Annotated in this window: 23 protein-coding genes; 21 read left to right on the top strand and 2 right to left on the bottom strand. The window is 66.5% G+C overall.

Features of this window, described 5'->3' with window-relative positions; all coding sequences use genetic code 11:
• The first annotated feature begins 19 nt into the window (after positions 1-19).
• The 14 genes from MUG94_RS07185 to MUG94_RS07120 all read left to right on the top strand — a co-directional run bounded on the left by MUG94_RS07185 (position 20) and on the right by MUG94_RS07120 (position 10,476).
• Complete coding sequence (locus tag MUG94_RS07185) at positions 20-511, top strand: hypothetical protein (protein ID WP_227908570.1); 492 nt, start codon at positions 20-22, stop codon at positions 509-511.
• A gap of 14 nt (positions 512-525) precedes the next feature.
• Entirely contained in the window at positions 526-972 is a 447-nt protein-coding gene (gene msrB / locus MUG94_RS07180) for a peptide-methionine (R)-S-oxide reductase MsrB (protein WP_227908569.1), read from the top strand.
• A 7-nt stretch (positions 973-979) separates the two neighbouring features.
• Positions 980-1,525: a flavin reductase family protein gene (locus MUG94_RS07175; RefSeq protein ID WP_227908568.1), complete on the top strand. Its 546-nt coding sequence runs from the start codon at positions 980-982 to the stop codon at positions 1,523-1,525.
• Between the two features lie 186 nt (positions 1,526-1,711).
• The gene (locus MUG94_RS07170) at positions 1,712-2,053 is read left to right on the top strand and encodes a ferritin family protein (protein ID WP_227908567.1); all 342 of its coding nucleotides are present in this window, start codon (positions 1,712-1,714) and stop codon (positions 2,051-2,053) included.
• Between the two features lie 26 nt (positions 2,054-2,079).
• Positions 2,080-2,580, top strand: coding sequence for a F0F1 ATP synthase subunit B family protein (locus tag MUG94_RS07165; RefSeq protein ID WP_227908566.1), 501 nt, complete (start codon positions 2,080-2,082; stop codon positions 2,578-2,580).
• A gap of 38 nt (positions 2,581-2,618) precedes the next feature.
• Positions 2,619-3,521: a hypothetical protein gene (locus MUG94_RS07160; protein ID WP_227908565.1), complete on the top strand. Its 903-nt coding sequence runs from the start codon at positions 2,619-2,621 to the stop codon at positions 3,519-3,521.
• The gene (locus MUG94_RS07155; RefSeq protein ID WP_227908564.1) at positions 3,508-4,830 is read left to right on the top strand and encodes a V-type ATPase 116kDa subunit family protein; all 1,323 of its coding nucleotides are present in this window, start codon (positions 3,508-3,510) and stop codon (positions 4,828-4,830) included. The genes MUG94_RS07160 and MUG94_RS07155 overlap by 14 nt, the downstream gene beginning before the upstream one ends.
• Positions 4,827-5,288 (top strand): ATP synthase subunit C, encoded by a 462-nt coding sequence (locus MUG94_RS07150; RefSeq protein ID WP_227908563.1) that lies wholly within the window; start codon positions 4,827-4,829, stop codon positions 5,286-5,288. Before MUG94_RS07155 ends, MUG94_RS07150 begins: the two co-directional genes overlap by 4 nt.
• Positions 5,285-5,512: a hypothetical protein gene (locus MUG94_RS07145; protein ID WP_227889474.1), complete on the top strand. Its 228-nt coding sequence runs from the start codon at positions 5,285-5,287 to the stop codon at positions 5,510-5,512. The genes MUG94_RS07150 and MUG94_RS07145 overlap by 4 nt, the downstream gene beginning before the upstream one ends.
• Positions 5,512-6,039 carry a hypothetical protein gene (locus MUG94_RS07140; RefSeq protein ID WP_227908562.1) on the top strand — a complete coding sequence of 176 codons (528 nt, stop codon included), beginning with the start codon at positions 5,512-5,514 and terminating at the stop codon, positions 6,037-6,039. The genes MUG94_RS07145 and MUG94_RS07140 overlap by 1 nt, the downstream gene beginning before the upstream one ends.
• A complete protein-coding gene (locus MUG94_RS07135) occupies positions 6,024-7,853 on the top strand; it encodes a V-type ATP synthase subunit A (protein ID WP_227908561.1) in 1,830 nt (609 codons plus the stop codon). The genes MUG94_RS07140 and MUG94_RS07135 overlap by 16 nt, the downstream gene beginning before the upstream one ends.
• Entirely contained in the window at positions 7,840-9,327 is a 1,488-nt protein-coding gene (locus MUG94_RS07130; protein WP_227908560.1) for a V-type ATP synthase subunit B, read from the top strand. Before MUG94_RS07135 ends, MUG94_RS07130 begins: the two co-directional genes overlap by 14 nt.
• 25 nt (positions 9,328-9,352) lie before the next feature.
• The gene (locus MUG94_RS07125; RefSeq protein WP_227908559.1) at positions 9,353-9,952 is read left to right on the top strand and encodes a V-type ATP synthase subunit D; all 600 of its coding nucleotides are present in this window, start codon (positions 9,353-9,355) and stop codon (positions 9,950-9,952) included.
• Positions 9,953-10,008: 56 nt separating this feature from the next.
• Positions 10,009-10,476 (top strand): ribosomal maturation YjgA family protein, encoded by a 468-nt coding sequence (locus MUG94_RS07120; RefSeq protein WP_227908558.1) that lies wholly within the window; start codon positions 10,009-10,011, stop codon positions 10,474-10,476.
• Here MUG94_RS07120 and MUG94_RS07115 read toward each other — a convergent pair.
• Positions 10,442-11,608, bottom strand: coding sequence for an acetyl-CoA C-acetyltransferase (locus MUG94_RS07115; RefSeq protein ID WP_227908557.1), 1,167 nt, complete (start codon positions 11,606-11,608; stop codon positions 10,442-10,444). The two genes, MUG94_RS07120 and MUG94_RS07115, sit on opposite strands and share 35 nt — an antisense overlap.
• Before the next feature lie 226 nt (positions 11,609-11,834).
• Positions 11,835-12,965, bottom strand: a complete 1,131-nt coding sequence (locus tag MUG94_RS07110) for a flavin-containing monooxygenase (protein WP_227908556.1) — start codon at positions 12,963-12,965, stop codon at positions 11,835-11,837.
• A gap of 96 nt (positions 12,966-13,061) precedes the next feature.
• Here MUG94_RS07110 and MUG94_RS07105 point away from each other — a divergent pair, with 96 nt between their 5' ends.
• The 7 genes from MUG94_RS07105 (at position 13,062) to MUG94_RS07075 (ending at position 19,926) form a co-directional block, all read left to right on the top strand.
• Positions 13,062-13,763, top strand: a complete 702-nt coding sequence (locus MUG94_RS07105) for a TetR/AcrR family transcriptional regulator (RefSeq protein ID WP_227908555.1) — start codon at positions 13,062-13,064, stop codon at positions 13,761-13,763.
• Positions 13,764-14,002: 239 nt separating this feature from the next.
• Complete coding sequence (locus MUG94_RS07100) at positions 14,003-15,583, top strand: peptide chain release factor 3 (RefSeq protein ID WP_227889610.1); 1,581 nt, start codon at positions 14,003-14,005, stop codon at positions 15,581-15,583.
• A 261-nt stretch (positions 15,584-15,844) separates the two neighbouring features.
• Positions 15,845-16,165, top strand: coding sequence for a hypothetical protein (locus MUG94_RS07095; protein ID WP_227908554.1), 321 nt, complete (start codon positions 15,845-15,847; stop codon positions 16,163-16,165).
• 180 nt (positions 16,166-16,345) lie between these two features.
• On the top strand, positions 16,346-17,737 hold the full coding sequence (locus tag MUG94_RS07090; protein WP_227908553.1) for a DUF6421 family protein: 1,392 nt from the start codon (positions 16,346-16,348) through the stop codon (positions 17,735-17,737).
• Positions 17,738-18,511 carry an SDR family NAD(P)-dependent oxidoreductase gene (locus MUG94_RS07085; protein WP_227908552.1) on the top strand — a complete coding sequence of 258 codons (774 nt, stop codon included), beginning with the start codon at positions 17,738-17,740 and terminating at the stop codon, positions 18,509-18,511.
• A 57-nt stretch (positions 18,512-18,568) separates the two neighbouring features.
• Positions 18,569-19,660, top strand: a complete 1,092-nt coding sequence (locus MUG94_RS07080; protein WP_227908551.1) for a threonine aldolase family protein — start codon at positions 18,569-18,571, stop codon at positions 19,658-19,660.
• Between the two features lie 113 nt (positions 19,661-19,773).
• The gene (locus MUG94_RS07075) at positions 19,774-19,926 is read left to right on the top strand and encodes a hypothetical protein (protein WP_227908550.1); all 153 of its coding nucleotides are present in this window, start codon (positions 19,774-19,776) and stop codon (positions 19,924-19,926) included.
• Positions 19,927-19,991: the final 65 nt, after the last annotated feature.

The following is a 19,991-nucleotide window of genomic DNA, read 5'->3' as shown; positions in this document are numbered from 1 at the left end:
ATGCGGCTAAGCTGGCCGCATGACTGCAACTATCGTGGTGCTGACCGAAGAGTCCCTCAATGAAGCGGACATAACCAACCTGCGGTATCTGGTTCAGGACAACCCCGCCCGTTTTGAGGTGCTGGTGCCTGCCGATACCGGTCGCAACCTGCTCATTGATGTGCTGGACAACCTGAGCCTGCTGCAGTTTTCCGCAGCGTTCCGCGACCTGACGGGTGAAAAGCCCACCAAGGACCAGGAAACGAAGGCTGCCGAAGTGGAGCTGAGCGAGTCGTTGGCACTGCTGGCGTCGTCGGACCTGGAAGCGACCGGCTCGGTGACAGGCGAGGACCCGGTCCAGGCCGTGGTTGCCGCCGCCAAAGCCTCGGACGCCCAGCAGGTTGTTGTCATCACCACCCCGCACGCCGTGGAGGATACGTTCCGGACTGACTGGGCAAACGAAGCCCAGGACCGTCTGGGGGTGCCGGTGCTGCACCTCTACTCGGGCTCGGGATTTATTGGCGACTCTTAAGCGTTGACCCGGATATGAATGAAGAGACCACCGGAACCGTGCCCGTACAAAAGACCGATGATCAGTGGCGTGAGGAACTGACACCCGAGGAGTACCAGGTCCTCCGGAAGGCCGGAACCGAGCGCCCGTACACCGGGGAGTACTGGGATACCAAGACTGCCGGTGTTTACCAGTGCCGCGCGTGCGGAAGCGAACTGTTTACCTCTAGCGAGAAGTTCGACTCGCACTGCGGCTGGCCGTCCTTCTTTGCCCCGCTCTCCGAAGGCAAGGTCCGCTATCTCCATGACCGCAGCATGGGAATGGACCGCATCGAGGTTCGTTGCGCCAACTGTGACTCTCACATGGGCCACCTGTTCGAGGGCGAAGGCTTTGATACGCCCACCGACCAGCGCTTTTGCATCAACTCTGTTTCCGTGAAGCTGGTTCCGTCGGATTCCGCCTCCGGAGACGACGCCAAGTAGCCGGGCTGTGGAGCACGGCGTTTTCCCGGGAGAGCTGGTTCCTTCCCCGGATGTTCCCGATGAGGCGATCGACAGCTACCGGCTGCTGAGTGCCGATATTGCGTCCGGCGTGGCTGTTGTATCCACCCGGCTGCGGGGCCGGGACTACGCGGCAACGGTGAGCGGATTCCTATCGGTTTCCTACGACCCGCCCACGCTGCTGGTGAGCCTGTATGCCGACTCGCGGATTGCCGAGGCCGTGGTTGACAGCGGCACCTGGGCGCTGAGCCTGCTCTCCGCCAGCCAGCGCGGCACGGCCAACTGGCTGGCCAGTCCGGGATCCCCGCTGGAAGGGCTGCTCAGCCAGGTGGACTACGGCCGCGGGCCGGTCACCGGAGCCGCCGTCATCGAGGGGTGCATCGCCTGGTTCGAGGTCCGCACCACGCAGGTCACGACGGCGGCCACCCACCAACTGGTGGTGGGTGAAGTGGTGGCGATGGGCCGCCGCGCCTCGGCCGATGACGAGGCAGATCCGCTGGTGCACTTCGCCTCCGCCTACGGCCGGCTTGCCTGACCCGAACAGCGCTTCCCCAAAGGCCCGGATGCACGCTGCATCCGGGCCTTTTGCATGCCTTCCAAGGAGCCCGAAGGGTCCACCATTGTTTCCCCGCAGACCCAACCGTAACCTCGAAGGACAGGGCACGATCACGCGAACCTCGCCGGAACCGGGGCATTAACCGGGCCGCATCAGGAGACGAGCATGGGCACAGAGCAGTATCACGAGCCGCCATCGGAACTTCCCGCAGAAACCAGGACCTTCGCCAGGATGTGCGCCAGCCTGAGCGAAGAGGCTGAAGCCATCGGCTGGTACGTGCAGCGCATGGCTGTCGAGCCCGATGCAGAGTCCCGCGCCATTATGCACGATTCCCTGGGTGAAGAGTTCAAGCACTTCAGCATGGAACTGGAATTCCTGCTGCGCAGGACCCCGCTGTGGCGCGAAATCGCCCGCGGAATCCTCTTTACCGACGGAGACATTGTGCGGCACGGCGAGGCGTCCGAAGCCGCAGCCACCGAAGACGGCGCCGGCACTTCCGGCGGATAGGCGAATCGCTTCCCAGGAGGTGCAAAATGGCACGCAGCAGTTTGCTTGACCGGTTCCGTCCCGTGGGAGCACCCGGGCCTGCAGGTCCTTCCGGAGTGCCCGCCGGCGATGACCAGGGACCTGCTGCCGAGCTTGTCCCGGTCTTTGAGGCCCTCGTTCCGACCATCCGCGACGGCGGAATGCTGATCGACGACGCGACGGCGCGGGCAGCGGATACGGTTGCGCAGGCAAGGACACAGGCCGCCGCCATGGTTGAGCAAGCCCGTATGGACAGCGGTGCAGTGCGGGCCAACGCCGCCGCAGCGGTCTCCCGCGAGGCTGAAACCGCCGACGAGGAGATGCTTCGAAAGGCAGCAGAAGAGGCAGCAGAATTGAAGCGCCGGGGTGAGTCCCGCGTGCCTGCACTGGCCGCTGCCATTGTGGCGGACCTTGTGAGTGATCTGCTCGGTTCAGGCCCGGAACTCGGCTTCGGCACAGAGCAGGGCGGCGGCCCGGATGAGCAGCCCGGCACGGGTGCAGCACTATGAGATCTGATTGGGTTGCGGCCTCAGTTCGTGCCAGATCCATGGCGCAGCGCCGTGCGGGGGCGGGAACCTGCCGCGGAATAGCTGCGGCGGGAGGGTTGCAGTCCGCCCTCGACCGCCTTGCCGAAACGGCTTATGCCGATGAACTGGAAGATGTTTCGACGCTCGCCGAGGCACAGCGTGCCACCCGCCGGACTGTGTTGTGGCAGCTGAGGGTCCTTGCCGGCTGGCTCCCTGCCGGAGGCGCACGGCTGGTTCGTTCCGCCGCTGCTGTGTTCGAAGCCGACAACATTGTGTCCCTGGAGCTGCAGCTGCGACGGGAACAAACCTTGCAGGGCGCAGGGACCGGTGAACAGTTCGAACCTTTTGACCTTGGCGGACTGGCAACAGCATGGCCGCGGCTCCGGACAGCAGCCAGTGTCGAAGAACTGCTTTCCGCCCTGGCGTCTTCGCCGTGGGGAGATCCGGGCTCCGACGCCGCACTGTCGGACGTCCTCACTGTCGTCTGGCTGCGCCGGCTTGCCAATGAGGCTCCGTCAGCGCGCTCCTGGGCAGCCTCAACGGGTGCCCTGATCAGCGCCCGGCTGGTCTTTGTCGACAGGTCCTCCCCCGGAGAGCGGCTGCTGTCACTGCTGCGGCCGCTGATCGGAACCGGCTGGGTGCGGGCCGACACCCCTGACGCCCTGCGCGACGCTCTTCCCCCCGGACCGGCGCAGGCGCTGGATGCACTGCAGATCCCCACCGAACTCTGGCGTGCCGAAGCCCTGCTGGCGGCACGGGTGGAAACGGACGGGTTCCGTCTGCTGCGGGCCGGCTTGCCCGGACCGGACGTCGTCCTGGGAGCCATGGCCGTACTGGCCGTCGATGCCTGGCGGGTGCGGGCTGCACTGGCTGCTGCCGCAGTGAACGCCGGAACCAGCGAGGTGCTCGATGCCGTGGCGTGAAACCCTGAGTCCGGTGCGGATGGAGCGGGTGGCACTCGTTGCCCCGCTGGAGGCCCGGCTTGAAATGCTGACTGAGGTGGCCCGCAGCGAAGCGGTCGAACTTGACCTGCCGTATGAACCCGGGACGGGACCGGAAGAGTACAACCGGGCAGCGGAAGCCGCCGTCGTCCACGGTCCCGTGGCAGCCCTGGTGGGTTGGTCGCCGTCCCGGGCACTCCCGGACCTTCAGTCGGCACTGGAACCGCACGGAGCTTCCGCCGTCGTCATTAGGAGGCCGCAGGGAGCGCAGCCGCCCACGCTGCTGACCGGCGACGAACCGCGCCGCCGCCAGGTGCCGGCCCTGTCCCGCCTGCTCGTGGACACCTACACCACGGTTCCGTACGCGGACCTGGACCCGGCCCGGATTGCCGGCGTGGCGTACGTGGTCATGTTCGGCATGATGTTCGGGGACGCCGGGCAGGGCGCCCTGCTGGTCATCGCCGGGCTGATGATCCGGTTCCTGAAGGTTCCCTGGCTGGAACGGTTCCGGCGGACCTGGCTCTTCATCACCGGTGCAGGACTGGCTGCCGTGTTCTTCGGTTTCCTCTACGGCGAGTTTTTCGGGCCCACAGGGGTGATTCCGGTGCTGTGGCTGGACCCGCTGGACGAACCCATTCCGCTCCTGGTTGCCGCTGTGGTGCTGGGGGCGGTCCTGCTGGCCGGGTCCTATGCCCTGGGCACCATCAACAGGGTCCGTGAGGGCGGCTGGGGTTACGCCCTGTACGCACGGTCCGGACTGGCGGGAGCCCTGCTGTTTGCCGCCGTCGGACTGGTGGCCTGGGGCCTGCTCGCGTCCAGCCCCCTCATTCTCGTGATCGCCGGGGTGGCTGCCCTGCTTGCCCTCATTCTCATGTTCATTGGCCTGTTTACCGAGTCCGGCGGCGGAGCGACGGGCGGACTGCAGGCCAGCGTCGAGCTGGTGGACAGCGTGGTCCAGCTGGGCTCCAACCTGGTGTCCTTCGCCCGGCTGGCGGCCTTCGGCCTCACCCATGCCGCCCTCATGATGGTGGTGTGGCAGGCCACCTCCGCTTTGTGGGCTCCGGACTGGCGGGCCGTCTTGGCCATCCTGGTTTTTATTATCGGCAACGCCCTCACCTTCGCCCTCGAAGGCCTGGTAGCCGGCATCCAGGCCCTCAGGCTGGAGTATTACGAACTGTTCTCCCGCGTCTTCCAGGAGGAGGGACGGCGGTTCCGGCCCTGGAATCCCGAAACCAACGACCCTTCCGTCACCGCTGAAGTTTCAGCACCAGTTGAAAGGCACCACCCATGAGCCCCTGGTTTGCCGGCCTTCCGCTGGTCCTTATCCTCGTAGTCCTGCTCGCCGTCGGAGCAGTAGCGCTGATGCGCCGCAACAGACGCACCGGCATCAAGGCGCTTCTGGGCCTCAACGCCCTGCTGATGGCCGGGGCGCTGGCCCTCTTCGCCGCGGCGCTGAACGCCGCACCGGCCACTGCCGGAGTGGGCGACGGCGGCTCCGCGTCCACCGCCGTCGCCATGGCCACTGAGGGAAGCGACAGCAGCGGTGCCGCTTTGATCGGCGCCGCCATCGCCGTCGCCGGCTCGTCCATTGGTGCAGCCATCGCGGTGGCGTACACCGGATCGGCGGCACTGGCGGCCATGAGTGAACGGCCTGAAATCTTCGGCCGGGCGATGGTGGTGGTGGGGCTGGCGGAAGGCATCGCCATTTACGGCCTGATCATCTCGATCATCCTGATCGGGCAGGCATGAACGACTCGGGAACGGTGGCTGCCCTTGGTGAGCCGGCGCTGCTTCAGGGTTTCCGGCTTGCCGGTGCCGTCCTCTATCCGGCAACGGGTGCCGAACAGGTCAGAGCTGCCTGGTCCGGCCTGCCGGACACCGTTTCGGCCGTGATCCTGACACCCGGCGCCGCATCCATCCTGGTGGACGAGCGCAACCTGCCCACCGCGCCCCTGACTGCGGTGATGCCCTGATGAGCCGACTGCCCTCCGGATCCGAAGCATCCCTTGAGCCGGTCCGTTATGCCCTGCGGCGCCGGGCAGACACCGAGGCAAGCCGTTTGGCCGAGGACGCCCGGAGCGAATCCGAATCAATTCTCAGCACCGCACGGGCGGAAGCGGAAGAGATCCGGAAGACCGCTGAACGGCAGGGTGCCGAAGCCGCACACACAGAGGCGGCCGGACGGTCCGCCCGCATCCGGCGGCAAGCACGGCGCACCGTCCTGGCCCAGCAGGAGTCCCTGCGCACCGAACTGATCCGGCATGTTCAGCAGCAGGTCCAGGAGCTGCGAAGCGATCCCCGGTATCCGCGGATGCTAAGGATCCTCACCGAACGCGCTGACAGCATCCTGGGGCCCATGGCCTCAGTCACCGAGAGCTATAAGGGAGGCGTCACGGCAGCGGCAGGGTCCCGGCACCTGGACTTCTCGCTGCCCGCGCTGGCCGAACAGGCGCTGGAGAACCATGCCGGGGAGGTGCACCGGTTATGGGACGCAGAGTGAGCACCGCCGGCAGCAGTTCCGGCCTCGAGACAGGTACCATCACCCGGGTCAGCGGCCCGCTGGTGGAGATCACCGGGCTGCAGGGGTTGTCCATGCTGGAAATTGTGGCCATCGGTCCGGAGCGGATTTCCGCCCAGGTAGTGGCGATCAACGGTGAGAATGCCACGCTTCAGGCGTATGAATACACCGGCGGCCTGAAGTCCGGCGACCGGGCCGAACGGTCCGGCCACCAGCTTTCCGGACTGCTGGGGCCGGGACTGCTGGGAACGGTGTTTGACGGGCTGCTGCGCCCGCTCTCCTCCGCTCCCCTGTGGCTGACCCAGGACCGGCAGGCCTCCGCTGAAGATCCGGCAGTACTGGAAACCGAATGGGAGTTCACCGCCTCGGTGGCTGTCGGCGATACCGTGCAGCCGGGGCAGATCATCGGCACCGTCCCCGGGGTGGGGACGGTGGAGTTCCGCGTCATGGTGCCTCCCGCCGTCGCCGGCGTTGTCCAGTGGCTCGCTGACGGCCCCGTTCATCCCCTGGATCCGGTGGCACGCGTGGACGGCGTCGATGTTCCTCTCGCCCAGCAGTGGCCGGTGCACACCGCCCGGCCCTTCGGCGAGCGCCTGACCGAGGCGTTGCCCCTGCACACGGGACAGCGGGTCCTCGATCTGCTCTTCCCTCTCCCCCGCGGCTCGGCAGCCGCCGTCCCCGGCGGCTTCGGCACGGGCAAGACCCTCACCCTGCAACAGATCGCCAAGTGGTCCGACGCCGACGTCATTGTCTATGTGGGCTGCGGCGAGCGCGGCAATGAAATGGCCGATGTGCTGGACGGGCTCTCCGATCTGGACGATCCCCGGACCGGAGGCAAACTCATCGACCGGACCGTGATCATAGCCAACACCTCCAACATGCCCATGATGGCCCGTGAGGCTTCCATTGCCAGCGGGGTCACCGTGGCCGAATTCTTCCGCGACATGGGGTACGACGCCGTCGTCATTGCCGACTCCACCTCCCGGTGGGCCGAAGCCCTGCGCGAGTTCGCCAACCGCAACGGCGACCTCCCCGCTGAGGAAGGGTATCCCGCCTCACTGGCGAGCGAACTGTCCGCCTTCTACGAGCGGGCGGCCCGGGTGCGCACGCTGGGCGGTGCGACGGCGTCGGTCACCGTCATCGGCGCTGTCTCCCCTCCCGGCGGAGACATGAGCGAACCGGTGACCACCGACACCCAGCGCTTCGTGCGTTCGCTGTGGGTGCTGGACCGCGACCTTGCCTACTCCCGGCACTATCCGGCTGTCAGCTGGCGGGGTTCCTTCTCCCGTGATGCGGAGGCTTTGGCCCGCTGGCACACAGCCAACGGAGATCCGCTGTGGGCCCAGCGCCGGGCTTCGGCCACTCTGCTGCTCTCCGAGGCGGACCGGCTCACTGCGCTGGCCGAGATCATCGGCACCGCTTCGCTTCCGGGGCATGAACAGATGGTGCTGCTGGGCGGGCGGCTGGTGCGCGACGGCGTGCTGCTGCAGAACGCGCTCAGCCCCAATGACGGCTACTCCTCGGCAGAGAAGGGTTCGGCCCTGCTGCAGATTGTGCTGGACGTGGTGGATGCGTGCCAGGCACTGGTGGCGCGCGGGGTTCCGGCTGCCGACGTCGAACGCGTGGACTTCACGCCCGTACTGCGGCTGCGCGAGACAACCGGACCCACCGATGCCGACGGCGTTTGGGCGCAGGGGCGCGAGTTTCTGCGCCAGCTGGAGCAACTCGGCGGAGCCGGACAGGACCGCGCAAAAGTCGGCACGGAATCTTCAGGAGGCACCGATGGCGGCACATGACGGCACAGCGAACCCGGTGCCTGCTAAGGGTCCCGACCCTGCCGGCGCCGGCCCGGGGTCGCCCCTGGCTGACCCTCTGTCTGTCCCCCGCGTCGGGCACAGCGACGTGCGGGAGCTGCGCGGGCCGCTGCTGGTGCTGGGTGACGCCGCCGGGGTGGGCTGGGACGAGTTCGCCACCGTGGCGGTCTCGGGGCAGCCCGAGCGGCACGGCCTGGTGCTGGAAGTGGACGGGGATGAAACCACCCTGCAGGTGCTCGAGGGCACCGAGGGCATGTCACTGGGCGGCATTGAGGTCCGTTTCTCCGGCCGTCCGCTGGCGGTGCCTGCGGGTCCCGGCTGGCTGGGGCGGGTGTGCAACGGGCGCGGTGAACCGCTCGACGGCGGCCCCCCGGTGACGGGAGGAACGCCGACGCCGGTGGGCGGCTGGCCGCTGAACCCCGTGTACCGCGAGCCTCCCCAGGATCCGGTGCTCACGGGCATCTCTGCCATCGACGCCCTCACCACGCTGGTGCGCGGGCAGAAGCTGCCGATCTTCTCGGTTCCCGGCCTGCCGCACCTCACCCTGGCTACGCAGATTGCCGCGCAGGCCACCACCTCCTCCGGCCGGGCGTTCCGTGTGGTGTTTGCTGCCATGGGCATGACGCACGCGGACATCGCCTTCATCCGGGACCGGTTGGAGGAACGCTCCGCCGCCGGTGAACTGGTGCTGCTGCTGAACGCGGCCGATGATCCGGTGATCGAACGCATCCTGACTCCGCGCATTGCCCTGACCGTGGCCGAATCCCTCGCCTACGACCACGGTTCGGACGTGCTGGTGGTCATGTCGGACATGACCAGCTACGCCGAAGCGGTCCGCGAAGTTTCCGCTGCCCGGCGGGAGATTCCTGCCCGCCGGGGCTATCCCGGCTACTTGTACAGCGATCTGGCGACCCTCTATGAGCGCTGCGGCCGGGTTCAGGGCAGGGAGGGTTCGGTGACCATTGTGCCGGTGCTGACGATGCCGGCCGGAGACATCACCCATCCCGTTCCCGACCTCACCGGATACATCACCGAAGGTCAGGTGGTCCTGGATCCGGACGTCGATGCACGGGGCATCTACCCCCCGGTGGATGAACTCTCATCGCTGTCCCGCCTGATGCGCAGCGGCGCCGGGAAGGGCCGTACCCGGGAGGATCACCTCGACGTCGCCGCCCAGATCCTCTCTGCGATGGCCCGCGCCCGGTCGGCCGCGGAGCTGGCCGAGCTGGTGGGCACAGCGGCTCTCAGCGAGACCGACAATGCCTACATTGAGTTCCGCAACGTGGTGGAGCATGACCTGCTCAACCAGGGCAGGGACGAGCTGCGGACGTTCGATGAAACCATGGAGCGCGCCTGGCAGGCTTTGTCGCTGCTGCCGCGGCGGGAACTGAACATGCTGTCCGCCGAGTTCCTGGACAAGTATCTGCCGGTCCCCGAAGGCGGTGCCCGGTCGTGAGCACGGTTGCGGGAGGGTTCCGGCCATGAGCGGTTTCCGCAGCAGCGGCAGCAGGGCCGACAAGGCCGACGTCGAGCGCCGCCTGGCCACAGCCACCCGCGGAGCCGAGCTGCTGGACCGCAAGCAGCGCATCCTGCGGCTCGCCATCGACGGACTCCAGGAAGAGGCGGATGCCGCCCGCCTGGCCTGGCAGGAGCAGGCTCGCCGGGCTGCGGTGTGGTTGCAGCGCGCCGCCGGTTTGGACGGTGATGACCGGATCATGGAGGCAGCGCCGGACGGGACCGCCAGGGTGACGGTCCGGTGGGGCGGGGCCATGGGCATCTCCTATCCGCAGGGTGCCGAGTGCCTGCTGCCCGAATCGTCGCCGACGGGCGGGAGTTCGGCCCTGGCTTTTGCCGCCGCAGCGCATCGGGAAGCCCTGCAGTCCGCGGTGGCGGCGGCGAGCGCCGAAAGGGCACTGCTCCTGGTCTCCAGCGAGCTGCTTGCCACCCGGACCCGCCAGCGTGCCGTGGAGAACCGCTGGATTCCCCTGCTTCAGGATCAGCTGGCCGAGATAGCCCGGCGGATCGCCGAGCAGGAGCTGGAAGAGAGCCTGCGGCTGCGCTGGTCTGCCGGGCTGGTCTGAGGTTGCGGCACCCCAAACGGACGAACCGCTGCAGCTGAGCGCGGTAGCCTGCGGGTATGCCCTCCCTTCACCGAGCACCTTCCCCGCCCCGACCGTCTCCGCGCCGGGTGGCCGTGCGGCGGGTTTCCTTGGCTGCCGCAGTAGCCGCAACGGTTGCCGCCGGGCTGTGGGCGCGCACGGGACTGGCCGGTACAGCCGGCGACGCCGCGGGGGGAGTCCTATATGCCGTGCTGATTTACCTGGTGCTGGCCTTCGCGGCACCCCGGGCACGCTGCACCACGGTGGCCGTTGCCGCCGTCGTGCTCTGTGCGGGTATTGAACTGTTCCAGCTCACCCCCTGGCCGGCGCAGTGGGGCGAGCAGTGGCCGCCGCTGCGGCTGGTGTTTGGCACCACGTTTAATCCCTGGGACCTGCCGGCCTATGGTGCCGGCGCTGCCGCGGCCTGCCTTGTTGACGCACTGGTGAAAAACCTCCTGCAGAAACGCCGCGCTACAGCCGGAAGTTCTCGTCCAGCCGTTCGATGATGGTGACGTTGGCCTGCCCGCCGCCTTCGCACATGGTCTGCAGTCCGTAGCGGCCGCCCGTGCGTTCCAGTTCGTGCAGCAGGGTGGTCATGATCCGCGCGCCGGTGGCACCGATCGGGTGTCCCAGGGAGATGCCGCCGCCGTTGACATTCACCTTGTCCAGGTCCACATCGAGTTCCCGCTGCCAGGCCAGCACCACCGAGGCAAAAGCCTCGTTGATTTCCAGCAGGTCGATCTCCTCCAGGCTCATGCCGGCGCGGCCCAGGGCATGCCGGGTCGCTTCGATGGGGGCACTGAGCATCATGATCGGATCGTCGCCGCGGGCCGAAATGGAATGGATGCGGGCGCGGGGCTTGAGCCCATAGCGGCGCACCGCGTCCTCCGAGGCCAGCAGCAGCACAGCGGCGGCGTCGGAAATCTGCGACGACGTGGCGGCCGTGAGGCGGCCGCCCTCGGACAGCGGCGCCAGGGACTCGATCTTGGCGCGGTTCGGTTCCCGCGGCCCTTCGTCAGCGCTGATTCCATTCAGTGGCAGGATCTCACGGTCAAACCGGCCCTGGGACTGGGCGGCGAGCGCCCGAACGTGGGATTCGACGGCGAAGTCCTCCATTTCGGCGCGGGTGAGGCCCCACTTGTCCGCCATCATCTCGGCGCCGATGAACTGGGAGACCTTTTGATCTCCGTACCGCTCGGCCCACCCGGTGGACCCGGTGAAGGGATCGGGAAAGCCCAGTTCGCGCGCGGCCGTATTCGCGAAGCCGATGGGAACGGAGGACATGCTCTGAACACCTCCGGCCAGGACCAGGTCGCTGGTTCCGCTCATCACCGCCTGGGCCGCATAGGACACAGCCTGCTGCCCTGAACCGCATTGGCGTTCCACAGTGGTTCCCGGGACACGTTCGGACAGCCCGGCGGCAAGCCAGGCGGTCCGGGCAATATCCATGGCCTGCGGTCCCACCTGGTCAATGGCCCCCAGGATTACCTCGTCAAACTCCGCGGAATCAATCCCGGTGCGCCGGACGGTCTCGGCAATCACATGGGCGGCCATGTCAGCGGGATGGATTTTGCTCAGCCCTCCGTTGCGCCGGCCAACAGGGGTGCGCACTGCGTCAATAATGAATGCTTCAGCCATGGGAACAGGCCTTTCGTCGATGGAAGGCGGGAACCGGACCGTTGCAGGCGCCGGGTCGATGGTGTCGCAAACCACACTAAGTCATGACGGCGAGGACGGCACCAGACCATCGGTATGCGCACCAGGCGTCAGCTCCACCCCCGCCGGGGAGCGGGCACCGAACGGCTAGACAAGAAGGCTAGACAGGAAGGCTAGACAGGGAAGGCTGTCGGCCCCGGCACCAGGTTTAGCCCTTCGGCGCCCGAAGCTGTGCCACGACATGCGCCGCGTCACGCCCCATGCCTCCGATTAGGCCGGACGTCAGCGCGTATTGGAACGGCATACCCACAAAATAGAGTCCTGGCAGCTCCGGCACGGCACCCCGCACGGTGGCCGGCCAGCCGTACGCGTCCCGGGGAAGATCCTCGATCCAATCGAACTCCGGGCGATACCCCGTCGCCCAGATGATGGTTCGGACGTTGTGCGGCTTCGCGGTTCCAGCCCAGCTTCGGTCCCGGCTTCGGTCCCGGTTTCCGGCGTCGGCTGATGCGTCGCCGCCGTTGAACATAGGTTGCCCGTCCGCCACCCCCGTGAAGCGCGGAAGCCGGACGACTCCTGCGCGCTCGACGTCGCGCATGGACACCTGAATGAGGGGCGAACCCCGGTCATGGAATCCGGCGGCGGCTTTGCGCCCGGGTTTGGTGTCGAGAGTCAGCAGCGAGTTCACCAGCCGCCAGTACACCGGCCCGGCGAACCGGAACACGGCGTCGGGAATGTGCGCGGTGGGGGAACCGGCCAGATACACGGTTCCTGCGGGACGGGCACCGGCAAGTTCCAGCGCAATCTGGGCCCCTGACGTTCCGGCACCAACCACGACGACGTCGCCTGCCGGCAGAGCGCCCGGCCCGTGGTAGCGGGAACTGTGCAGCTGCGTGATTCCTGGATCCAGCTTTTCTGCCAGTGCAGGGATCCGCGGAATGGTGGTGTGCCCCGGTGCCGCCACCACAGTGCGGGCATGGAGCGTTCCTTCACTGGTGCGGACCTCGAACTGTCCGCCGGCCCGGCGCACCGACTCGACGTGGAGATCTGTCCGGACCGGCAGGCGGAACCGCTGCGCATAGCTTTCGAGGTAATCGGCGAACTGGTCCTTGGCCGGATAGCTCCCTCCGGGTGCGGGGAACGGCAAGCCGGGAAGTGCGCTGTACCGGGCAGGGGTGAACAGCTGCAGGGAGTCCCACCGGCTGCGCCAGCTGTTCCCCACCCTGCCGGACTGTTCCAAAATGCTGAAACGCAGTCCGGAGTTCTGCAGATGGTAGCCGGTGGCAAGTGCTGCCTGCCCTCCGCCAACGATGGCGACATCCTGGATATCCGGGTTCATAACTGACTCCCTTGCCCGGCAGGACCCTTCCTAATGAGACTTCCTGCGGATGAAACAAGAATAACGTTCCAGTCACTGGAAGGATAGTCTAATCACATGGTTTCTTCCCGTCCTGAATCAGGCCCGGCTGACCCCCGGCCCGGTGCTGCACCGGTTGCCGCCGACGCAGCCGGCAACCGATCCGCTGCCCCGAGGAGCAGCCGGCGCACCGTACAGGCAGCCCAGACGCGGACGCACATCGTCTCCACCGCCTCCAACCTCTTCATCCGGCAGGGATACGTGGCAACAACCCTCGACGCGATTGCCCGTGAAAGTGGTGTTGCCATTCAGACGGTCTACAACTCGGTGGGCAACAAGGCCGCGGTGCTGTCAGCGGTACTGGACGCGGCGGCCTCGGGTCCCACCCGGATGAGCGTGCTGGAGCTGATGCGCAGGCGCACAGCGGAAGCCGAAGATTTCGACGCGCTGATCACCGTCCTCGCCGATTGGTTTATGGATGTTCATGACCGCATTGGTCCGGTTCTGGACGTGATTGCCCAGGCCGCAGCAGTGGACCCGGTGGTCCGGGAGCTGCAGAAGGACCGCGCTCTGCAGCGGCTGACCCGGTATTCAGAAGCCGCGGGTGCCCTGCGCACCCGCGGCGGGCTAACCTCCGGGATCTCCGACGCCGATGCTGCCGCCGTCATCTGGTCCCTGGGTCATCCCCAGACATACCGCACGCTGGTCACCGACGCAGGGTGGACTGTTCCCGCGTACCGGGCATGGCTTCAGCGCGCACTGTCCGCCACCCTCGCCTGAGGCCGAGGGGATGACCGGGCTTCGAATTCCAGGCGTCCGTCACATCCTTACGCTTTCCAGCCGTCCGGAGGGCAGGGGACGAACGGCTAGAATGGAAAGGCTGTCATTGCTGGCAGCACAGCCGCGAGTGTCCAGCCCTGCGGCCGCATCCCACCACATGTGAAAGCAGCGGAGTGTCCTTACAGGTTCAGCCCACCGTCAGCGCCACCACCAGTCCGGCCGGCAAAGCGACTGCGGCGATTGTCCGCGAGTCCACCCGCCGCCGCACCTTCGCCGTGATCTCGCACCCCGACGCCGGTAAGTCCACACTGACCGAGGCGCTGGCCCTGCACGCCCGCGTGATCGGCACGGCAGGCGCCACCAACGGCAAGGAAAACCGCCGCGAGACGGTCTCCGACTGGATGCAGATGGAAAAGGACCGCGGCATCTCCATCAGCTCCACGGCACTGCAGTTCGCGTACCGGGACACGGTCATCAACCTGCTCGACACCCCGGGGCACGCCGACTTCTCCGAGGACACCTACCGTGTGCTGGCCGCCGTCGACTGCGCCGTCATGCTGGTGGACGCAGCCAAGGGCCTGGAAACACAGACCATGAAGCTGTTCGAGGTCTGCCGCGCCCGCAACCTGCCGATCATCACCGTGATCAACAAGTGGGACCGCCCGGGCCTGGATCCCCTGGCCCTCATGGACGAGATCACCGAACGCACCGGACTCACCCCCATGCCCCTGACCTGGGCCGTTGGCATTGCCGGCGACTTCCGCGGCGTCTGGGACCTGCAGAAGGACGAATACGTCCACTTCGAACGGCAGAACTCCGGCGCCTCGCTGGCCAAGGAAGAACACCTCAGCCCCGAAGACGCCCTCGCCCGCGAAGGCGACGTGTGGGAGGACTCCCTGGGCGAAGCCGAGCTGGTCATTGACGGGCGCGACTTTGACCGGCAGGCGTTCCTTGACGCCAAGGCCACCCCCATCCTGTTCTCTTCCGCCGCACTGAACTTCGGCGTGAAGCAGATCCTGGACGCACTGGTGGATCTAGCACCGTCTGCAGGACCGCGCGAAGACAAGGACGGCGGCCTGCGCCCGGTCGAGGCCCCCTTCTCCGGCTTTGTGTTCAAGGTCCAGGCCGGAATGAACAAGGCCCACCGCGACCACGTCGCCTTCATCCGCGTCTGCTCCGGCATCTTTGAGCGCGGCATGGTGGTGACGCATTCCAACACCGGCAAGACCTTCGCTACCAAGTACGCCCAGCACCTGTTCGGCCGTGAGCGCGAAGTGATCGACCAGGCCTACCCGGGCGACGTCGTCGGGCTCGTCAATGCCTCCGCCCTGCGCGTGGGCGACAGCCTGTATGTGGAGGAGCCGGTGGAGTACCCGCCGATTCCGTTCTTCAGCCCCGAGCACTTCCGCGTGGCCCGGTCCAAGGACCCCAGCCGCTACAAGCAGTTCCGTCGCGGCATTGACCAGCTCGAGCACGAAGGCATCATCCAGGTGCTCCGTTCGGACCGGCGCGGAGACCAGGCTCCCGTGCTGGCCGCCGTGGGCCCCATGCAGTTCGAGGTGGTGGAGGACCGCATGACGCAGGACTTCAACGCCCCCATGCGCTACGAGCAGCTCTCCTACTCGCTGGCCAGGATCACCACTGCCGACGCAGCCGAGATCCTGTCCAACGTGCACGGCGCCGAGGTCCTGGTGCGGACGGACGGCGCGCATGTGGCTGTCTTCAACGACATCTGGGCGCTGCGCCGGGTGGAAAAGAACCACCCCGAGGTGTCGCTGACCGTCATCGGTACGGAATCCCCCAACAGCCGCGGTTACTAGTCCGGGCGTTCATTCATCAGCGCGTGAACTGGTCAGCGCCAAGATGGCTTCCCTCAGCGGGATCGGCCGTTCCGGCTGACCGGAATCTCCCGGCATGCATGCTCCTCCATCTGTGCATCAACCTGCCGATCCTCATTCCGACCATCGCCCATAAACTCGGCGGGTGGCCGGACACCAGGTGCACCGGTTTGCCGCGCGAAAACCAAAACCCGGGTATAGGCTCGCTGCCAAACGGATTAATTCGAGCCGGCGGAGGACGCGATGAGATATGTGAAGCAACTTGGGGCTGGCACGCTCTTCGTGGTGGCTTTGGCCGCCGCCCTCACCGGATGCACCTCGGACGGTGACCTGAGTTTCAGCAACGAGGGGGCCGAAGACGTCACTGTGTCCACCGGAGACCAGGACTTCACCGTCGAATCGGACGGCGGAGTCCACATCCTTGGATACGGCTGCACCGAGGGTGACACCACCGTCCGGTTCCCGTCCGGCCAGGAGGTTGTCCTTACGGAGCGGGTGTGCCCGGATCGGCAGGTCGTCATCCGGGACGGCGCCGTGAATCTGGAGCCTGCTTCGAACAACTAAACAGGCTGTGACCCGCAGCACACGTTACGGTCATCACAGTGCAGCAGCAGCTTGAGCCTAAGACATGCTTATCTATGGACCGAATCAGCGTAAGCGTTAGTTTTTCGTGAGTATGCTCGACGGAATACTTCACCGCCGCTCCACTGATTCGGGGCGGCCTCCCTTCGGAAGGTCGCAGCCATGTCTGTCCACGCGTACCCCTCGCTTTCCCACCCCGGCTTTGCCACAGTTCCCGCCGGGAGTGCACCGGAAAACTCCGAGGCCTGGCAGGCACTGAAGCAAGCCGCCACCGACCTGCAGCCGCTGCAGAACAAGAACGGCTCGGTCGATCCGGAAAACCGCAGTGCAGCCGAAGAACTCATTGCCGTGATCGCCGCCGCCGTGGAAGCACTGGCCCCGGCCTTCGAGCACGACGCCGAATACCTGGCCCTGGTGGTCAGTGACCTTGGGCGCTGGGTTGCCGATGGTCTGGGCGAACCGGACTTCCTGGATTCCCTGCTCGCATTCGCCCCGCAGTTGGACCGCACGGACGGCCTGCAGCACTTGGTCCTGTTCCCCATGTACACGCAGAACGGCTCCACCAACCGCTTCGTGGAGGCAGTGCTGATCGAGGTTGTCTGGCCGGAGTTCATCGGCGAGCTGGAGGCCGGCGAGTACTCCAACAAGCTCTTCGTGCCGATCCGCTTCCTGGACTTCACCCCCGGCTACGACACGAACTCCGCGGTACTCTTCCCCGAATCCGTGGCCGTCCGGGAGACCCCCACCTTCACCTGGGGTGCCATCTTCGCCGACCGTGAGGCCGCCCGTTTCCGCCGGGTCCTGCGCGCCGCAGCGGAGATCACCTCGCTGCAGCTGCCGGCGGATGCCGCTGCGCTGCTGGATGACCAGAAGCTGGCGCAGGACACCTTTGTCATGTGGGACCTGATCCACGACCGCACCCATATGCGCGGCGACCTCCCCTTTGATCCGTTCATGATCAAGCAGCGCATGCCGTACTTCCTCTACTCCCTGGAGGAACTGCGCTGCGACCTCACGGCCTTCCGTGAAGCCGTGAAGATCGAAAAGGACGAGGACGCTTCCCCGGAAGCCCGCAAACATGCCACGCTGGTGCAGTACGCGGTGATCTTTGACCGGATCTTCCGGTTCGCCATTACAGGCAACCGGGTGCGCAATTATGACGGCCTCGGAGGGCAGCTGCTGTTCGCCTGGATGCACCAGAACCACGTCCTGCACTGGACCGACGGCAAACTGAGCATCGACTGGGAAGACGTGGCCGACGTCGTTGTCCGCCTGGGTGCGAACATCGAGGACCTCTACTGGCGCTCCATTGACCGGCCGAAGACCGCCCACTGGTTTGCCGCCTACGATCTGGTGTCCGCTACGCTGACGCCGAACCCGGCCTCCGTTTGGGCCAAGGGTCCGGACGCCCTGCCGCTGGACGGGCCGCCGCGCGGGCTCACCGACCAGGTGCTGGACGACGAATTTCCGCTGTCCATGTTCTACGAAGCGCTGTCCAAAAAGATGGCCCCGGTCATCGAGTCCACGTCGGGAATCACAGGGAGTTCGAACTAAATGAGCACAACGCCGGCCACCGGAACGTCCGCCTCTGACCAGTCCATGCGGGGCCGTACCGTTCTGGTGGCCGGCGCAGCTTCCGCCTCCGGCGTCGCCGTCTGTAAAGCGCTGGAAGCGGCCGGAGCGAAGGTAGTGGCCGTGGGCCGCGACGCCGCCCGGCTCGAAAACACCCTCTTTGACCTGCTCGACGCCGATCTGCGCACCTGCGACCTTTCCCGTCCCGGCGACGTGGACGCCCTCTCCCAGGATCTGCAGGAAATGTACGGCGGCATCGACGGGCTTATCCATCTGGTGGGCGGCTGGCGCGGCGGCGGCGGCATAACCGGCCAGAAGGAAGATGACTGGGATTTCCTGCAGACCAACATCCTGCAGACCCTGCGCAACGTCAGCCGCAGTTTCTATGACCAGCTGGCAGCGTCCGACGACGGCAGGCTCGCCATCGTTTCCTCCACCTCCGTGGACTCCCCCACCGCCGGAGGCGCCGGGTACGCCGCAGCCAAGGCCGCGGCAGAAGCCTGGGTGCAGGCGATTGCGCAGGGCTTCCGCCGCGCGCAGTCCGGCGCCAAGGAAAACGCTCAGCCGCAGCACTCGGCCGCCGTCGTGTTCGTGGTCAAGGCCCTCGTGGACGACGCCATGCGCTCGGCCGAACCGGACAGGGATTTCAGCACCTACACCGACGTGCAGGCTCTGGCCGACGCCGCTGTCGGGCTCTTTTGCCAGGATGCCGCGCAGCTGAACGGACAGCGCATCTCGCTGGTTCCGCAGTCCTGAGCCGGGGTTCTGAGCCCCGGACAAAAACCGAACACCCCGTAAGAGATACTGGACACTGTGACCAACATTTCCCCCCTGCATGACATATCCATCCGCGCGTTTGCCTCCGACAACTACTCCGGAGTCCATCCCGAGATCCTGGACGCACTGACCGCCGCGAATCAGGGCCATCAGGTGGCCTACGGTGAAGACGTCTACACGGCCAAGCTCCGCGAGGTGCTGGCCTTCCACTTCGGCTCGCAGATGCGTGCCTTCCCCGTGTTCAACGGCACCGGCGCCAACGTGACTGCCCTGCAGTCGCTGCTGCCGCGCTGGGGCGCCGTCATTTGTGCCTCCACCGCCCACATCAATGTGGATGAAAACGGCGCGCCCGAACGGATCGGCGGCATGAAGCTGCTGCAGATCCCCGCCGCGGACGGCAAGCTGACGCCCGAGCTGATTGACCAGGAAGCCTGGGGCTGGGGTGATGAGCACCGTGCCCAGCCGCTGGCCGTGTCCATCACGCAGTCCACCGAACTCGGCACCCTGTACACGGTGGAGGAAATCACCGCCATCGCCGAGCACTGCCACAAGCACGGCATGCTCCTGCACATGGACGGTGCCCGGCTGGGCAATGCCGCCGCAGCGCTGGGTGTGGGCATGGGCGCCATGACCACCGACGCCGGTGTGGACATCCTGTCCCTGGGCGGCACCAAGAACGGCATGATGTACGGCGAGTGCATAGTGTCGCTGAACCCGGAGGCCTCCCCCGGCCTGGATTACCTGCGCAAGATGAACATGCAGCTGGCCTCCAAGATGCGCTTTATTTCCGCCCAGTTCGTCACGCTGTATGAAGACGACTTGTGGCTGCGGTCGGCTTCCCACGCCAACGCCATGGCGCAGCGGCTGCGCGCAGCGGTGGAGAAGATCGACGGCGTGGAGCTGACCCAGCCCACCGAGTCCAACGCTGTCTTCGCCAAACTGCCGGCCGGCGTTGCGGACCGCCTGCGCTCCTCGTTCCGGTTCTACGACTGGGACCAGGCGACCGGCGAGGTGCGCTGGATGTGCACCTTCGATACCTCTGAAGCCGACGTCGATGCCTTCGCTGAAGCGATTGCCCGCGAGGTTGCTGCGGACCCCGAGGCTCCCGGGACGCTGCCGGCCGGTTAGAGCCGGCATTCCTGCCCCGGCCGGTGCCGGGCTCCGCCTGCAGGGCCCGGCACCGGCCGTGGGCTACTGTGGGACGAAACGCGGCCCCACGGATCAGCGAAAGCAGGAACACCATGGATTCCATCCAGCTCTGGCACATAACAGTCTTGGTCATCGTTGTCCTGATTGTTGCCGCCATCGCGGGGTTGGTGCATTTCGTGAGAAAGAATTCTCCGGGCCGGCGGTCAAACCACGGGACCCTCCCGCAGCAGGAGCCCCCGGCCTAGGCTGGATCTCGTAAGAAGCTGGGCAGGTAACAAAAGGGATACTTCGGCGAGCCTCAACCTCCGCC

This window comes from Arthrobacter gengyunqii, from assembly GCF_023022985.1.
Taxonomy (GTDB): Bacteria; Actinomycetota; Actinomycetes; order Actinomycetales; family Micrococcaceae; genus Arthrobacter_B; species Arthrobacter_B gengyunqii.
This window is presented reverse-complemented; position numbering and strand designations above follow the sequence as displayed.

What these genes read in the sequence shown, in the direction of transcription:
- MUG94_RS07185 (WP_227908570.1), top strand. Translation starts at nt 20, where the DNA reads ATGACTGCAACTATCGTGGTGCTGACCGAAGAGTCCCTCAATGAAGCG.
- msrB (WP_227908569.1), top strand. Translation starts at nt 526, where the DNA reads ATGAATGAAGAGACCACCGGAACCGTGCCCGTACAAAAGACCGATGAT.
- MUG94_RS07170 (WP_227908567.1), top strand. Translation starts at nt 1,712, where the DNA reads ATGGGCACAGAGCAGTATCACGAGCCGCCATCGGAACTTCCCGCAGAA.
- MUG94_RS07165 (WP_227908566.1), top strand. Translation starts at nt 2,080, where the DNA reads ATGGCACGCAGCAGTTTGCTTGACCGGTTCCGTCCCGTGGGAGCACCC.
- MUG94_RS07160 (WP_227908565.1), top strand. Translation starts at nt 2,619, where the DNA reads ATGGCGCAGCGCCGTGCGGGGGCGGGAACCTGCCGCGGAATAGCTGCG.
- MUG94_RS07155 (WP_227908564.1), top strand. Translation starts at nt 3,508, where the DNA reads ATGCCGTGGCGTGAAACCCTGAGTCCGGTGCGGATGGAGCGGGTGGCA.
- MUG94_RS07150 (WP_227908563.1), top strand. Translation starts at nt 4,827, where the DNA reads ATGAGCCCCTGGTTTGCCGGCCTTCCGCTGGTCCTTATCCTCGTAGTC.
- MUG94_RS07145 (WP_227889474.1), top strand. Translation starts at nt 5,285, where the DNA reads ATGAACGACTCGGGAACGGTGGCTGCCCTTGGTGAGCCGGCGCTGCTT.
- MUG94_RS07140 (WP_227908562.1), top strand. Translation starts at nt 5,512, where the DNA reads ATGAGCCGACTGCCCTCCGGATCCGAAGCATCCCTTGAGCCGGTCCGT.
- MUG94_RS07135 (WP_227908561.1), top strand. Translation starts at nt 6,024, where the DNA reads ATGGGACGCAGAGTGAGCACCGCCGGCAGCAGTTCCGGCCTCGAGACA.
- MUG94_RS07130 (WP_227908560.1), top strand. Translation starts at nt 7,840, where the DNA reads ATGGCGGCACATGACGGCACAGCGAACCCGGTGCCTGCTAAGGGTCCC.
- MUG94_RS07125 (WP_227908559.1), top strand. Translation starts at nt 9,353, where the DNA reads ATGAGCGGTTTCCGCAGCAGCGGCAGCAGGGCCGACAAGGCCGACGTC.
- MUG94_RS07120 (WP_227908558.1), top strand. Translation starts at nt 10,009, where the DNA reads ATGCCCTCCCTTCACCGAGCACCTTCCCCGCCCCGACCGTCTCCGCGC.
- MUG94_RS07115 (WP_227908557.1), bottom strand. Translation starts at nt 11,608, where the DNA reads ATGGCTGAAGCATTCATTATTGACGCAGTGCGCACCCCTGTTGGCCGG.
- MUG94_RS07110 (WP_227908556.1), bottom strand. Translation starts at nt 12,965, where the DNA reads ATGAACCCGGATATCCAGGATGTCGCCATCGTTGGCGGAGGGCAGGCA.
- MUG94_RS07105 (WP_227908555.1), top strand. Translation starts at nt 13,062, where the DNA reads ATGGTTTCTTCCCGTCCTGAATCAGGCCCGGCTGACCCCCGGCCCGGT.
- MUG94_RS07095 (WP_227908554.1), top strand. Translation starts at nt 15,845, where the DNA reads ATGAGATATGTGAAGCAACTTGGGGCTGGCACGCTCTTCGTGGTGGCT.
- MUG94_RS07090 (WP_227908553.1), top strand. Translation starts at nt 16,346, where the DNA reads ATGTCTGTCCACGCGTACCCCTCGCTTTCCCACCCCGGCTTTGCCACA.
- MUG94_RS07085 (WP_227908552.1), top strand. Translation starts at nt 17,738, where the DNA reads ATGAGCACAACGCCGGCCACCGGAACGTCCGCCTCTGACCAGTCCATG.
- MUG94_RS07075 (WP_227908550.1), top strand. Translation starts at nt 19,774, where the DNA reads ATGGATTCCATCCAGCTCTGGCACATAACAGTCTTGGTCATCGTTGTC.